A 15032-nucleotide genomic window follows, 5' to 3' on the forward strand; every position below is an offset into this window, starting at 1 on the left:
AAGCTTTGCAGATTCAAAACAACTGCATGGGGCCGGTTAAGGGGAAAACAAAATGTAAGTGAGCAAGTGCTTCTCACAGCTGCCTGCCAGAACATGAAGAAGATTGCCACACACCTAGCAAAGCTAGGATAGGTGTGTGGGAGGTCTTTTTCATGTTTTTCCTTCAATCTCATCTATCATAATGATGGTGAAAATAAAAAAGATTGTAGAAAAACATGGGTTTCTCTACAATCTGAGAACCCCGCAATCGGGGTTCTTTTTGATTAGCTTGAAAGCTGTGTTGGCTCAGGTACATCTTGTCCAGTCATCACGCGGTGTCCTTTTTCAGGGTCATATTGCCCTTCCCATTTAGACATCACGACAGCTGCAAGTGCGTTACCAGTTAAGTTGACAACGGTTCTTGCCATATCCATGATACGATCAACACCTGCAATAAAGGCTAGACCTTCAGCAGGAACACCGATCGTTCCAAGTGTTGCAAGTAATACAACAAAGGATGTACCAGGAACGGCAGCCATTCCTTTTGATGTCACCATCAGTACAAGGATTAGTGTGAGCTGCTGTACGATTGTGAGGTCAATGCCATATACCTGCGCTAGGAAAAGCGCCGCAATGGCTTGATACAAGACGGAGCCGTCCAGATTAAACGTATAACCAATTGGGATAACAAAAGAAACAATTCCTTTTGGACACCCGATGCGCTCCATTTTATCCATGACTCTCGGTAAAACTGTTTCAGAGCTGGATGTACTAAAGGCGAGAAGCATTTCGTCTTTCATGTAAGCAAGAAATCTGAAAATATTGACGCCAATCATCTTTCCAATAATTCCGAATACAACGATAAGGAAGAGAGCGAGCGCAAAATAAACAAGACCTACGAGCTTACCTAATGAAACGAGAGATTCAAGACCAAATTTTGATACTGTCACACCAATGAGCGCGAACACACCAAATGGTGCAGCTTTCATCACAACATTGACGACATGGAACATCGCATGTGACACACCTTCAAAGAAGGCGAGAACTGGTTTGCCGCGTTCACCAATCGCTGAAACGCCAAGTGCGAATAATACAGTGAAGAAAATAATCGCAAGCAAATCACCTTCCGCCAATGATTGGAAGAAGTTCGTCGGAACGATATGAAGGAACGTATCAGCAACTGATTTACTGCTTTGTTCTTTTTCCGTTTCAACATACTGGCTAATATCCTGTTTTTCTGTATGTCCAAAGTCAACGCCTGCACCTGGTTGAACAAAGTTCGCAAGCACAAGACCAAGGATGATCGCAAACGTTGTGATAATTTCAAAATAAAGAATGGTTCTAAAACCAAGCTTCCCTACTTTTTTACCATCACCCGCACCTGCAACACCTAAAATTAAGCTAGATACGACAATCGGAATGACAATCATCTTAATGAGTCGTAAGAAGAAGTCTCCAATTGGTTTTAAATATGTCTCAACACCAGGGTTACCGAAAAAGATCGCACCAACCACGACACCGAGAATAAGACCGATTAGGATTTGAGTAGCTAATCCAAATTTTAATTTTTTCATAGATTTCCTCCCTAACTTATTCATTAAAGGAATATTCCCATTATATTAAGTTTTAATATATGAATTAAAGTATAACTAAAATTAAAGAGGTTCGTCCACGATTAAATTATATTAAGAAAATACAAAATTATTTGAAAAAATGGACACTTCGAACCCCCTTCGTTGTTTTAATTCAATAAAAAGTGCCTTCCGAACTAAAAGTCATCATATGAAAATACTAAAAAACCCTTCTGTACCAAGGGTTTTACCTTTTTACCTATTTTTCAGAAAAAATAAAAAGCACTTTTGACTCCAACTGACGACGGAGGAAAAAAGTGCTTTTTTATTCTATTTATTACCTTATTTAAGATAACTTACTTGTGAGCATTCCTCACATTCATTACCGTAACACTCGTGCTGTTCCATTAAATCATTTCCACATTTTGTGCATTTTTTTGAAGGCAAATTTCTAAAAAACTCAGTGATTTTTCCTAGCATTTGTCATCCTCCAATACGTTTTATTGCTATCATTGTATTATAACAGATTAATAATTGTCAATCTGTTTTGTAACAATAGGCAAGAAGAATGCTTTTTTTATGAAAAATGGGTATATTGTAAGAAGGGGATTTTTTGAAAAGGAGGAAATATGACGATGAAATTAACCGTGATTGGCTGCTACGGAGGATTTCCAGCAGCTGGTGAAGCTACATCAGGTTATCTTTTTGAATCAGATGGTTTTCGTCTGCTTGTCGACTGCGGGAGCGGAGTTCTGTCAAAGCTTCAGCAATACATTGATATAGAAGAACTAGATGCTGTACTCCTTTCTCATTATCATCACGATCATATTGCAGATATCGGACCTCTCCAATATGCGAAGCTAGTGGGTTATCATTTAGGAAAAAGCAGTGGTCCGCTGACGATCTACGGACATACCGGGGATCAAGCAGCATTTCAGCGGCTCTCTGATGATGTACATACAAAGACAAAACCTTATCACCCGGAAGAGGGCATTCAAATCGGACCATTTCAAATTGATTTTTTGAAAACGGTTCATCCGGCAGAATGCTATGCGATGAGAATTCAGGCACATGAGGCTGTGGTGGTGTATACAGCTGATTCCAGCTATCAAGATGCATTTATCCCTTTTAGCAAGGATGCAGACTTACTTATTGCCGAAAGCAACTTTTACGCTGGACAAGACGGATCGGGTGCAGGACATATGAACAGCACTGAAGTAGGGAAGCTGGCAAGTGAAGCAAATGTTGGAGAGCTCATCATCACCCATCTGCCTCATTTCGGTCGGCATAAAGACCTAGTCAATGAAGCACAGGCGTTATATACTGGCAATATACAGCTTGCCCATTCAGGGCTTAGATGGAACAAGGAAGGAAGATAGAGATGCTGTTTATCGATAACGAGCAACATTATGACCCAATGATTAATTTAGCCATTGAAGAGTATTGCTTAAAATATTTAGATCCAGAAGAAACGTATTTGCTGTTTTACATCAACCAGCCGTCCATTATTATTGGAAAGAACCAAAATACAATAGAAGAAATCAATACAAAATATGTCGAAGACAATGGCATCAAAGTCGTTCGCAGGTTATCTGGCGGTGGTGCGGTTTACCATGACAAAGGAAACTTGAACTTCAGTTTTATTACAAAAGACGATGGGGACAGCTTTCATAACTTTAAAAAATTCACCGAGCCAGTCATCAAAGCGCTTGAAAAGCTTGGCGTCAAAGCGGAATTAAGCGGCAGAAATGACATCATGGCAGATGGGCGTAAAATTTCGGGGAATGCTCAATTTGCTACACGAGGACGTATCTTCAGTCATGGCACCCTATTATTTGATTCAGAAATCGAACATGTTGTCTCGGCATTAAATGTGAAGAAAGAAAAGATCGAATCAAAAGGGATTAAATCCATTAGAAGCAGGGTCGCCAACATTAGTGAACTGATGGATCAAAAAATGACAACAGAAGAATTTAGAAAAATTCTTTTAAGCTATATTTTTGACACGAACGGAGACGTGCCTGAGTATAAGCTGACAGAAAAAGATTGGGAGAAGATTCATGAGATTTCTCGTGATCGATACCAAAAATGGGAATGGAACTACGGCCGTTCTCCTAAGTTTAACTTGCAGCACTCTAAGCGTTTTCCAGCTGGATCGATTGATCTTCGATTAGAAGTGAAAAAAGGCATCATTCAAGACTGCAAAATTTTTGGTGACTTCTTCGGTGTAGGAGATATTGCTGATATTGAGAAACGACTCATTGGGCAGCAATATGATCGCAAAACCATTAGTGATGTATTAGAAGACATGGATATGCGCCATTATTTTGGTAACGTATCAAAAGAAGATTTTCTAGATTTGATTTATTAAGCAAGGACAAGCACGGCTAGAGATAGCGGTGCTTTTTCTAATGAAAGGGATGAAAGCGGTTTACATTTGATCTTGTGAATTTTTTCGATTGTCTATTATAATAGAAAAGAGGAATGTTTGGTCATAAAATGAATGGCTATTCATTCATTGATGAAGTATAAGGGGTGGGAGAATGGATTTGATCAAAAATCTTGAGCAGACTGCGATGACCAAGGGAGAGAACGTCGCACTGATCTTTGAAGAGAACAAGTGGACCTATCGAGAACTGATGACAAGTATCGAACGTTTTGCAGATGGTTTAGTGAGCGAAGGGTTTCAAGCGGGAGATCATATCGCACTGATTTTAGGAAATTCACCGCATTTTGTGATTTCATTTTTTGGTGCATTAAAGGCGGGGCTTGTTGTTGTACCTGTCAATCCAACATATACGCCAAGTGAAATCGGCTATATGCTGGTTACTGGTGATGTAAAAGGGATTGTTGCACCGGATCAGCTTCTGCCGATATACGAGCAGGTGTATGAACAGCTTCCAGCGATTGAACGAGTCATTATTTGTGCTCAAAATGAATCTGCGTGTAGGTCAAGTTTAAAAGAAGTATCTGATCGTCTTGTTTTCTTCGGAAAGCTTGTGTCTGGAGATGCACCAGAAGCTGAGCATCCTGCCATACAACCTGACGATACGGCCGTTATTTTATTTACATCTGGCACAACAGGAAAACCAAAAGGGGCAATGCTCACTCATGTTAACCTTTATTCAAATGCAAGAGACATTGCGGAGTACCTGTCAATTGATGAGAAGGACAAGGTGATTGCTGCTTTGCCGATGTTCCATGTGTTTTGTTTGACCGTCTGTATGAATGCCCCCTTGATTCATGGAGCGACCATCTATGTCCTGCCGCATTTCAGCCCATCAGAGCTTTTACGAATGATGGAGAAAGAAAAACCAACGCTATTTGTTGGTGTTCCAACCATGTATAACTATTTATACCGCCAGGACGGTCATGAGGAAGCGATGAAGTCGGTGAGGATTTGTATATCAGGCGGTGCGTCCATGCCTGTTGCTTTACTTCACGGTTTTGAAGAAAAGTTCGGTGTCACGGTGCTAGAGGGCTATGGATTATCAGAGGCTTCTCCAGTGACGGCATTCAATCCCCTTGATGGAAAAAGAAAACCAGGCTCGGTCGGCACTGATATTATGAATGTGAAAAATAAGATTGTGAATGAACTTGGAGAGGAAGTTGGACCAAACGAAGTCGGAGAACTCATCGCAAAAGGGCCAAACATTATGAAAGGCTATTACCAAATGCCAGAAGACACAGAGGCGGCCCTGAAAGACGGCTGGCTGTACACAGGAGATTTGGCGAGAAGAGATGAAGAAGGATATATTTATATCGTCGATCGAAAAAAGGATATGATTCTCGTTGGCGGGTATAATGTCTATCCAAGAGAAGTAGAAGAAGTGCTTTATCAACATGAAGCTGTAGCAGAAGCCGTTGTCATCGGTGTGCCAGATCCAAACACAGGAGAGGCTGTTGTCTGTTACATTTCCCCTAAGAAACATGCTCACATCAATCAAGAAGACATCATCACACATTGTTCACGCTATTTGGCGAAATATAAGCAGCCCCAAACGATCCATTTCATTGATGATATTCCAAAAAACACGACTGGTAAAATTTTAAGAAGAGCGCTAAAGGATAAGTACCAAGCAGAAACAAGTAAATAAAAAAAGAGTCTCTTCTTATGAAGAGGCTCCTCAGCGTGTAGACAAACCCTCGCATTCTTTGTCAGTCCTGCGTGCTTGGTTCACATTCGCTCCGCGCCTCCTAGATTGCAAAGGTTTTCTATCACGTTGAAAAGAAGACAAGGGGAGAAAATAAAGTTCATTTTATCCCTTTGTCAACAATCTAGGGAGTCTCCTATGAAGAGGCTCCTTTTTGAATCGCTTCTTGTACCTGTTTTCGAAAGGAATTTGACTGTTTTTGATTTAATTCATAATAGGTGCCGTCTACTAAAAAAACAACTTGAGAGCGGTTGGTCCATAGCTGAAAAGAAGTGCCATTTGTCCGTCCGAACATGACCTTGGCGATATAATCTGGCTTTTTTACATTCTTTTTGAGATGGCTGCTTGTTTGTTTCCCTTTGTTTAATTGTTCAATTAGATCCTCAGTTGTATCTTTATCATCTATTTCATAAGAAATGGACTGGTTCGTCGGTGAAAGCAATAATTTCTCTGCTCGATTTTCATCGAAGATGTCACTTGTCCGGCTGAACACATAAAAGAAGGTAATCAGTAAAAGCCCAAAGATCACAATTCCTGCAAGGATTTTCTTCATGATGAACCTCCAACTCACTTTTTTATGGTTAGTTTCTCCGATTTTTGAACAGCATAATCATTTTTTTCACTCAAGCTTTTTCAGATAGGGCATGCTATGATGGAGCCACATGAGACAGGTTCTAAACAAAAACGTGCGTGATTACAATAGAGAGAGAAATGGAAAGGAGGCTGACCAGTGCGAGTACGCAAATGGGTAGCTCTTGCAACGGTAGCATACATATTGTACGGTCTTTTTATTTATTCTTACTTATTTCTAATGGGGGATTCATCTGTCCCTGACAGTGTGAAAGGGACAAGTGCAGACCCGCATACATTTATGACAAGCCATGAGCTTGTGATTAGCGGAAGTTACTCGAACATTCGTAACCTGTTGTACTTTATGACAATTCCTTTAGATTGGTATGTCTTTTTCCTTTTGCTCATTTCTGGGTTTTCAAGGAAATTAGCAGATTGGAGCTTGGCAGCAGCTCGTTTTCACCTTTTGAGCAAACTTGTGTATGTGTTTGTGCTGTCACTTTTGACGATGCTGATCACATTGCCGGTCAAGTGGGTGAGCTACCAGTTGTCCTTGCACTACGGTGTTTCAGCACAAAGCACGGCAAGTTGGCTAAAAGACCAAACGCTTGATTTTTGGATTCAATATCCGCTGCTTGTTCTATGCGCGATTGTGTTCTTTTGGCTCATTCAAAAGAAAAGGAAATATTGGTGGCTGTATGCTTGGTGTTTAACTGTTCCAGTTACACTGTTTCTCTTCTTTATACAGCCGGTCGTTATTGATCCACTCTACAATGATTTTTACCCATTGAAGGATCAGGCACTTGAGAAGAAGATATTAACCCTTGCAGAGAAAGCACACATTCCAGCAGATCATGTATATGAAGTCAACATGTCAGAGAAAACAAACACGATGAATGCTTACGTCACAGGAATTGGTGAAAATAAGCGTATTGTTTTGTGGGATACGACACTTCAAAAGCTGAAAGACCGTGAAATCTTATTTATCATGGCGCATGAGATGGGACATTACGTGATGAAGCATGTATATATCGGTTTAGCAGGATATTTAGTGCTGTCTCTGGTTGGATTTTTTGCCATTGACCGTCTTTATTTTTCCCTTTACCAAAAAGGCGCTTCTCCATTTCGTCTGAAGGCACCATATGACGTTGCTGCTCTTCCGCTTCTTTTGATCATTGTATCTATGCTGTCATTTGTTGCTTCTCCTTTTACAAATGCTGTGTCAAGACATCAAGAACGTGCAGCTGATGAATATGCTGTGAACTTGACAAAGGATGGAGAGGCGGGGGTGACGTCATTTCAAAAGCTTGCAAAATCAGGGCTTTCCCAAGTCAATCCGCCACTTTTAGTGAAAATATTCCGCTATGGGCACCCGACGATGATGGAGAGAATCATCGATATGGAAAAAGCGGCGAAAAAAGAGGAAACATCGAAAAAGCAATAAATAAAAAATCCGGCTCAGTTCGCCGGATTTTTTTGTCACACTTATTTTAGTTAGAAGCTGCTTGAACGTTAATCAATCCTTTTCCGTAATAGAACGAATTACCAAGCGGTGTTGCCGTATTTTCTAAGCGCTGACGAACCTGAGACGTTGATAGATTCGGATACTTAGAAAGGATAAGCGCTGCTGCTCCTGCTACATGAGGAGATGCCATTGATGTTCCCGTATAAGATGTATATCCACTGCTTGGTACTGTACTTAAAATCGATGTACCAGGTGCAGAAACATCTAATTCAGGACCTGCGCTAGAAGATGAGTTTCTGACATTGTTGCTGTTCACGTTGGCAACAGCAATGGTTGAGTCGTATTTAGCAGGATAGCCAACGGTGCTAGTAGAGCCAGTGGAACCTGAATTCCCTGCTGCGGCAACGACAACTACTCCGCGATTATTCGCTGTGTCTACAGCATTTTTAAGCGCTGTGGAGCCGTTTGGTCCGCCTAAGCTCATATTGATGACATCCATGTTATTGGCAACAGCCCATTCAATACCACTGATAATCCAGCTGTATTGTCCATCGCCGTAACGATCTAACACTTTAACGGCATACAAGGAGGCGCTTGGCGCAACCCCAAGAACACCAATCGTGTTATCAAGGGCAGCAATGGTTCCGGCTACGTGAGTTCCGTGTGATTGAAAGTCTTGTGTGGCATTTGGCTCTGAAGGGACGAAGCTAGCACCGCCTGCAACATTTAAGTCAGGGTGTGCGGCGTGGATTCCAGTATCAAGGACAGCTACTTTGACGTTAGCACCTTTATAACCTTGAGCGTGTACGGCTGGAGCTTTGATTTGAGGGATACCATAAGGGACGGTTTGTGCATATGCTTCTGCTTTGTGGTCTTCTTCTACATAAGCAATGCTAGGGTCGTGTTCAAGTTTTTTTGCGGCTTGTTCAGACATCTTCACTTGTGCAGCATTAATGAGGCGGTATTGTTTTTCTAATTTCCCACCATTTTGTGTCACTGCTTGTTTCTTAGAGCTGTTTGTGGTGGCAGAAGCTTTAAAGCCAACGATATAGCTTTTTTCACTTTCTGACTTTGAGGCAGTCTCGGCATTTGCCATCGAGCCTCCAAACCCTGCTGAAAACAGAAGAGGGACAGCCAATAAAACACTTGTCATCACATTTTTCTTTTTCACGCACATTCCACATCCCTTTTTTCTTATTTCAGAATAATCATCCGTAGTCTATAAGAATGATCCGTTTGATTATTCTGTATTTTCAGTTTAATAGAGATAGGCAAATAAGAGTAGACCCGAATTTTTGTGGAAGTCCTAGCGAAAAATAGGGAATTAAGTCACTTGGAAATGATGGCAAAATATGTTTATTCTATATTCTCAACGGTTTTCTATTAAAAAGGAATCGTGCTTTTTTTCTCATGATCCATTTGAGGATAAACATTCGATACCCGAAATTCCATAAAATAGGTAGAAAAGGCTATCATCTATTTCGAATTTCGATATAAAAAAATATTATTTTATCATTGTTTTTGTCATGAAAAAGAACCTGCTATGAAAACAGGTTCTTTAAGAAGGGGCAGATTGTGTTAAATGGCTGACCACGTTGTAATCGTTCACCTTCCATTCACCATCTGTCCATTCCACATAATTTAAGCAGGCATTCTCAAGTCTTGTATCCTTAATACCCATCTGTTCGTCAGCTAGTGAGGTGAGTAAGGCATGGATGGCAGCCCCGTGTGCCACGATGAGTACCCGTTTATCTGGGTAGGTTGCTCTCACTTTTTCGATACCTTCTAGCATTCGATCTTGAAGTGCCGATAGTGGTTCCATATTTGGATACTGTTTATTTGGAAACAGTTTCTGACGTTCCTCAAATGACATGCCTTCAGCGTCGCCATAGTCACGTTCAATAAAATCGTCCATGATCACGAGCGGTGCATGTACATGCTGTAAAATCAAATGAGCTGTTTCTTTTGCCCTTGATAGCGGACTGGAAATGACAACATCCCAGTGGGCATCTTTTAAGTAAAGACCGGTTTGTTCCGCTTGCCATTTACCAGTGTCATTTAAAGGGATATCTGTTCGTCCTTGAATTCGTTTTGCTGCATTCCAATCGGTTTCACCGTGTCTGACTAGGCAAATTGCTGTCAATCAAATCCCGCCTTTTCTATCTTTTCTTCTATTATACTAAAACAGAAGAAGAATGACTGGATCAGTGATTTGTCAGGCTCGTTAATGACTCGACCGAACTTGCCACTTGGGACACTGTTTGTTTGACTTCTTTCAATTCGTTTAGGAATGTTTGCAAATCTATTTCAATTTTTCCGTTTTGGTTTTTGCTTAAGTTCATGCTGCTGACGATATCATCGAATAGCGAGTTGATTTGGGTCATTTTTTCTTTACTGTCTGTCACAAGTAAATTCACATCAGCAATATGCTGTGACACAATGGAGATTTGTGAATTTGTGTTGTTGACGAGCTCAGATACAGTTGAAACCGTTTTCTTTGTATCCTCTGATAATTTGCGAACCTCATTTGCAACGACAGCAAAGCCTTTGCCATGTTCACCTGCTCGAGCTGATTCGATTGAAGCGTTTAAAGAGAGTAAATTCGTTTGCTCCGCAATACCTGTGACGATCCCAAAAATTTGTTCAATTTGTTTTGCAATTTCTTCTAAGCGTTTAATTTCTGTTTCAATCTTTGTCATACTGCCGTCAATTTGGTTCATTTGCGTCTGCTGAATTTCTAACTCTTTTTTACCGCCAATTGATTTCTCTTCAACTTGTGCAGAAATCTTTGTGCCAGCCTGTGACATATCCGCCATCTCATCAGATTTTGATACAAGTTTGTCCACTGCATTTGTTGTGTTTGAGAAGAGAGAAGCAAGTGAATTAGATGTTTCTGTAATTTTTGTATGAAGCTCTTTTTGCTGTAGTTCTGCTTCATCACGAACTTTAGAGTATTCATTTTGGAACGTATCTAGGACAAGCTGCTGCTCTAGATTTAAAATTTTCGTCGTCGCCTTCACTGCCGTCTGATATTCTTTGAAATCTTGGATATGCTGGGCAAATAAATCCATAATGGATAGCAATAGGTCTTGGAAGGCTGCCATATACCATTTAGGTTGAAGCCCAATTCTTAAATGAACTTGTGCAATTTTAATTCTTTTGGCCACATAAGATTCGTCAATCACACCGGCAAACATTTCACTAATATGAATGCGTAGTGTTTTCTTTAGACGCTCGACTGAGCTGTTATCTTGAATGATGTGCATCAAGGAAGACTCGACTTCTAGGTTTTTATAAAATTTATCGACGATATGTTCAATTTCATCTTGAACGATTGGATTCAGCTGTTTCAAGATAAAAAGGTCTTGCTGCGTCAAATCAATCATTTTAATTTGTTTGGCAATGTCCGTATTCTCCGGAAAATTGATTCGTTTTATCCCATCATCCTGCTGTGTGAAAAAAGCAGTGTTTTTCTTTTTACTCTCTTTTTTAAATAACAATGTGTTTGTCCCCCCATGATCATCAAAAATATCAGACTTTATGTTTTTTATCGGATAATATTGGATTTTTTAAAGGGGAAACAGTGAAATTTTACTGTTCTTTATATGACCTTTTTAGTGGTTTTTTCGCCGGACCTTCTACTACTTCTCCCGTAATGGAGAAACGAGACCCGTGACAAGGACAGTCCCACGTGCGGTCACTATTATTCCACGCGACTTCACAGCCTAAATGAGTACAGGTTGTATCGACAAGAAAGATATCGCCGTCCTCTGACTTAAAAGCGCCACATTTTTTATGCTCATAAGACACAATCCCGCCTTCACCCGGTTTTAAATCATCAATTGTTTGATCAGCTCGCTTTAATTTACCGCTGATCAGCTTCGCTGCAACATTGGTGTTTTCTTTGATAAAGTCTTTTACGAATGCGTCTGACACGAGTCTTGATGGAGTAAAGATGGATTCGTAAGGATTCGATTTTCCTTCGATCAAATCTCCGATCAGTGTTGCTGCTACGTGGCTAGTGGTCATGCCCCATTTTCTAAAGCCTGTTGCCACAAAAATATTCGAATGATGTGATGTCAGGCGGCCAATGTATGGGATTTGATCCATTGTGACCATATCATGCGTGGACCAGCGGTAAAGGACTTCCGTTATGCCAAGGGTCGCTTCACCAAACTTTTCTAGTGCTTCATAGTGTGCGGATTCATCTCCGCCTTGTCCGGTTTTATGGCCTTGTCCACCGATGAGCACGACGTCTTCTCCATGGAATTTTGCTGTTCTTAATGAATGGGCAGGCTGATCAATTCCTAAGTACATGCCGTCTGGAAGCGGTTTTTTTGTTTTGGCTGCGACGACATAAGATTGCTCAGGATGGATTCGCGTGAAATACAGTCCTTTGCCATCGTAAAAAGGAAAGTGTGAGCATGAAATGATAGAGCGCCCCATCAGATGATGGCCACTTTTTGTGATGACAGCAGGGTGTTTTCCTTCTTTTACATCGACTGCCGTTGTCTGTTCAAATATGCGCACGCCTCTGTCAATGAGCTGATCGATCAGTGCATGAAGATAATGAAGAGGATGAAATTGTGCCTGCTGCGTCATGGCGAGGGCTGCCTTGATGCCAGCATCAAACGGGAGCGCTGTTTTCCATTCGCGATCGATACCGAGCTGTTTGTACGCATCTAATTCCTTCTTTAACTTTTTGACGCCGTTTTCTTCTGTTGTATAAAGATAAGCATCTTTTACCTCAAGCTGACAATCAATGTCATACTCTTTCACACGTGCTTGGATGAGTTCCTTTGCTTTTTCATTTGCTTCTACATATAAACGGGCTTTCGGCATACCGATATGCTGAATCAGCTCATGATAGTACACATCATGCTGGGAGGTAATTTTCGCTGTTGTATGTCCGGTGGTTCCTTGCAATACTTGATCAGCATCTATGATGATGACATCCAGTCCGCGTTCTGTCATTTCAAATGCAGTAGCGATACCGGTAATACCGGCACCGACAATGATGACATCTGCTGTAAGATCTTCGCTGACAGTAGGAAAAGAGGGCTTCTCACTATCAGCTAGCCATAACGACTTTGCTTGTTCCGATCCTTTATGTTCTTGTTCCATGTTGTCGCCTCCAGTCACTTGTTGTGTATAATTTTTCCACGATGCTGAAAATCATACATTTTAATGAAAACAAGAGCGAAATACATAAAAAAATGAGCAACACATAAAAATAAACGAGATAAAAAGGAAGGAGTGGACTGACGTGTCAACAAAGCAGCCAAAGAAAACGTTACCGCCTCAGCATCAGAACGAACGTCCAGGACTTGAATATAAAATGAACCCTAGACCTATCTTTGATCGAGAGGTGCAAGGCAAAAAGCTGACAGGGAAAACGGCGATTGTCACAGGTGGAGACAGCGGGATTGGAAGAGCAGTATCTGTCTTATTTGCGAAAGAAGGAGCCAATGTAGCGATTGTTTATTTGAATGAACATCGTGATGCGGAAGAAACGAAGGACTATATTGAAAAGATGGGAGGCCGCGTCATTTTAATATCAGGTGACCTAGGGGATGAAGCTTTTTCACACGAGGTCGTCAAACAAACAAAAGATGCTTTCGGTTCGATTGATATTTTGGTCAACAACGCAGGTGAACAGCATCCGCAAAAAAGCATTGAACAGATTACTTCTCACCAGCTTCTTCGGACATTTCAAACGAATATATTTGCCATGTTCTATTTAACAAAAGCGGTGCTCCCTCATTTAAAGAAAGGAAGCAGTATTATTAATACAGCATCGGTCACTGCTTATAAAGGTCATGAAACCTTAATTGATTATTCATCGACAAAAGGGGCGGTTGTAACGTTTACAAGATCATTATCTCTATCTCTGATTAAACAAGGGATTCGGGTAAATGGGGTAGCGCCTGGACCGATTTGGACACCGCTGATTCCATCCACATTTACAGAAAAGGAAGTGTCTGAATTTGGTGGAGATGTTCCAATGGAGCGGCCTGGTGAGCCAGTAGAGTTAGCGCCGAGTTATTTATTTTTAGCGAGCGAAGACTCTTCTTATATAAATGGACAAATGATTCATGTGAATGGCGGAACCATATTAAATGGATAAAAACAAAAAACTTGCGGTAAAGAGACAAGTTTCTGTCTCTCTGCCGCAAGTAAAATCATCATGATTGATGTAAGCAGTGTTCTGCATATTGAGCTGACAGGTCATTAAAACGCTTTTCATCACGCTGATCTAGCGCCTTGTCAATCTCTTCTCTAAGGAAGGTTAAGCGCTGTTTATAAAGCGCCTCATCTAAAACCATTTGAATATAAATGTCTAAAATAGTAACGCCATTCTCTTCGGTTTTTTGGGTGTTGCGGGACTTCATGAGCTCAGCATACGTTTTTTTCTCTTTCATAAAGAATCCCCCCGATGCCTTTTTTATAGTATATGGATTGGCGGAGAAAAAATCAACAAGAATTTATAATTTTTAGACAATTTATTTTTGAGCCATATCGACACCCCTTGTCCAGTCGACAAGATACGATATATCTTTAAAAATGGCTTTTAGATAGATCGAATGTACTAAAAAATATGATAAAAAGATGATTTTAAATAAATATTGAAAAAATCCTGTCGTTTCTTATACGTTGGTGATAGATTAATAGTATCTAAAATAACCAAAAATTAACACAGGAGGAAATGAAGTGTCAGGAATTAGTGAAACACCATTAGATTCATACGTCATTAATCAAACAACAATGGCGGTCCTTCCGGTTGAAGAAGGAAAACGAGTATATTCAAAAGTGATCGAAAGAGAGACAAGCTTTTACGTTGAATTAAAGCCGCTGCAAATTATAGAACGCAGTTGCAGGTTCTTTGGCTCAAGCTATGCAGGCAGAAAAGCGGGAACATACGAAGTAACAGGAATTTCCCACAAGCCTCCCATCGTGATTGACTCATCCAATCATCTGTATTTCTTCCCAACCTATTCATCCAACCGCCCTCAATGCGGATGGATCTCCCACAAATACATTCATATCTTTCAGGAATCATCCCTCGGAGACACGGTTGTTACTTTTACAAATGAGCAATCGGTCAAACTAGATGTCTCATATAAGTCATTTGAGAGTCAGGTACACCGAACAGCGTATCTTCGAACGAAATTTCAAGATCGACTTGATGGAGGTCTTCCTAAGAAACAAGAATTTATGCTGTATCCAAAGGAACAGCAGCTCAACCTTGTGTATGATTTTATCTTAAGAGAACTTCGTAATCGTTATTAGTGA

Annotated in this window: 14 protein-coding genes; 6 read left to right on the plus strand and 8 right to left on the minus strand. The window is 40.6% G+C overall.

Features of this window, described 5'->3' with window-relative positions; translation table 11 throughout:
• Positions 1–263: 263 nt before the first annotated feature.
• Together gltT and yhfH are read right to left on the minus strand one after the other, a co-directional pair.
• Positions 264–1553, minus strand: coding sequence for a glutamate/proton symporter GltT (gene gltT, locus BA79_RS00005; protein WP_008348850.1), 1290 nt, complete (start codon positions 1551–1553; stop codon positions 264–266).
• 339 nt (positions 1554–1892) lie between these two features.
• Positions 1893–2030, minus strand: coding sequence for a protein YhfH (gene yhfH / locus BA79_RS18735; RefSeq protein WP_008359029.1), 138 nt, complete (start codon positions 2028–2030; stop codon positions 1893–1895).
• A gap of 155 nt (positions 2031–2185) precedes the next feature.
• Here yhfH and BA79_RS00010 point away from each other — a divergent pair, with 155 nt between their 5' ends.
• The 3 genes from BA79_RS00010 to BA79_RS00020 all read left to right on the plus strand — a co-directional run bounded on the left by BA79_RS00010 (position 2186) and on the right by BA79_RS00020 (position 5647).
• Positions 2186–2929 (plus strand): MBL fold metallo-hydrolase, encoded by a 744-nt coding sequence (locus BA79_RS00010; protein ID WP_029575465.1) that lies wholly within the window; start codon positions 2186–2188, stop codon positions 2927–2929.
• 2 nt (positions 2930–2931) lie between these two features.
• A complete protein-coding gene (gene lplA / locus BA79_RS00015) occupies positions 2932–3921 on the plus strand; it encodes a lipoate--protein ligase (protein ID WP_035392513.1) in 990 nt (329 codons plus the stop codon).
• 172 nt (positions 3922–4093) lie between these two features.
• Complete coding sequence (locus tag BA79_RS00020; RefSeq protein ID WP_035700149.1) at positions 4094–5647, plus strand: fatty acid--CoA ligase family protein; 1554 nt, start codon at positions 4094–4096, stop codon at positions 5645–5647.
• A 193-nt stretch (positions 5648–5840) separates the two neighbouring features.
• On the opposite strand, the gene BA79_RS00025 is transcribed toward BA79_RS00020, so the two are convergent.
• On the minus strand, positions 5841–6257 hold the full coding sequence (locus BA79_RS00025) for a YhfM domain-containing protein (RefSeq protein WP_007497192.1): 417 nt from the start codon (positions 6255–6257) through the stop codon (positions 5841–5843).
• A gap of 177 nt (positions 6258–6434) precedes the next feature.
• Between BA79_RS00025 and BA79_RS00030 the strand changes: the two genes are divergently transcribed.
• Positions 6435–7718 (plus strand): M48 family metallopeptidase, encoded by a 1284-nt coding sequence (locus tag BA79_RS00030; protein ID WP_035700152.1) that lies wholly within the window; start codon positions 6435–6437, stop codon positions 7716–7718.
• A 46-nt stretch (positions 7719–7764) separates the two neighbouring features.
• On the opposite strand, the gene BA79_RS00035 is transcribed toward BA79_RS00030, so the two are convergent.
• The 4 genes from BA79_RS00035 to BA79_RS00050 form a co-directional block, all read right to left on the minus strand.
• Positions 7765–8910, minus strand: a complete 1146-nt coding sequence (locus tag BA79_RS00035; RefSeq protein ID WP_008348814.1) for a serine alkaline protease SapB — start codon at positions 8908–8910, stop codon at positions 7765–7767.
• A 387-nt stretch (positions 8911–9297) separates the two neighbouring features.
• Entirely contained in the window at positions 9298–9882 is a 585-nt protein-coding gene (locus BA79_RS00040) for a histidine phosphatase family protein (RefSeq protein WP_035700154.1), read from the minus strand.
• 61 nt (positions 9883–9943) lie between these two features.
• Positions 9944–11305 carry a globin-coupled sensor protein gene (locus BA79_RS00045; RefSeq protein ID WP_375803964.1) on the minus strand — a complete coding sequence of 454 codons (1362 nt, stop codon included), beginning with the start codon at positions 11303–11305 and terminating at the stop codon, positions 9944–9946.
• Between the two features lie 25 nt (positions 11306–11330).
• Positions 11331–12863, minus strand: coding sequence for an FAD-dependent oxidoreductase (locus BA79_RS00050; protein WP_035700160.1), 1533 nt, complete (start codon positions 12861–12863; stop codon positions 11331–11333).
• 142 nt (positions 12864–13005) lie between these two features.
• On the opposite strand from BA79_RS00050, the gene BA79_RS00055 reads away from it, so the two are divergent.
• The gene (locus tag BA79_RS00055) at positions 13006–13866 is read left to right on the plus strand and encodes an SDR family oxidoreductase (RefSeq protein WP_035700162.1); all 861 of its coding nucleotides are present in this window, start codon (positions 13006–13008) and stop codon (positions 13864–13866) included.
• 58 nt (positions 13867–13924) lie between these two features.
• Here the strand turns inward: BA79_RS00055 and BA79_RS00060 are convergent, their stop codons facing one another.
• Positions 13925–14161 (minus strand): IDEAL domain-containing protein, encoded by a 237-nt coding sequence (locus BA79_RS00060; protein WP_008348804.1) that lies wholly within the window; start codon positions 14159–14161, stop codon positions 13925–13927.
• A 289-nt stretch (positions 14162–14450) separates the two neighbouring features.
• On the opposite strand from BA79_RS00060, the gene BA79_RS00065 reads away from it, so the two are divergent.
• Positions 14451–15029, plus strand: a complete 579-nt coding sequence (locus tag BA79_RS00065) for a competence protein ComK (RefSeq protein ID WP_017366958.1) — start codon at positions 14451–14453, stop codon at positions 15027–15029.
• Positions 15030–15032 lie beyond the last annotated feature (3 nt).

Origin of the sequence: Bacillus altitudinis 41KF2b, assembly GCF_000691145.1 — a bacterium.
Taxonomy (GTDB): Bacteria; Bacillota; Bacilli; order Bacillales; family Bacillaceae; genus Bacillus; species Bacillus altitudinis.

Bases quoted from the DNA above. Each gene is read 5' to 3' on its own strand.
- gltT (WP_008348850.1), bottom strand. From the start codon at position 1,553: ATGAAAAAATTAAAATTTGGATTAGCTACTCAAATCCTAATCGGTCTT.
- yhfH (WP_008359029.1), bottom strand. From the start codon at position 2,030: ATGCTAGGAAAAATCACTGAGTTTTTTAGAAATTTGCCTTCAAAAAAA.
- BA79_RS00010 (WP_029575465.1), top strand. From the start codon at position 2,186: ATGAAATTAACCGTGATTGGCTGCTACGGAGGATTTCCAGCAGCTGGT.
- lplA (WP_035392513.1), top strand. From the start codon at position 2,932: ATGCTGTTTATCGATAACGAGCAACATTATGACCCAATGATTAATTTA.
- BA79_RS00020 (WP_035700149.1), top strand. From the start codon at position 4,094: ATGGATTTGATCAAAAATCTTGAGCAGACTGCGATGACCAAGGGAGAG.
- BA79_RS00025 (WP_007497192.1), bottom strand. From the start codon at position 6,257: ATGAAGAAAATCCTTGCAGGAATTGTGATCTTTGGGCTTTTACTGATT.
- BA79_RS00050 (WP_035700160.1), bottom strand. From the start codon at position 12,863: ATGGAACAAGAACATAAAGGATCGGAACAAGCAAAGTCGTTATGGCTA.
- BA79_RS00060 (WP_008348804.1), bottom strand. From the start codon at position 14,161: ATGAAAGAGAAAAAAACGTATGCTGAGCTCATGAAGTCCCGCAACACC.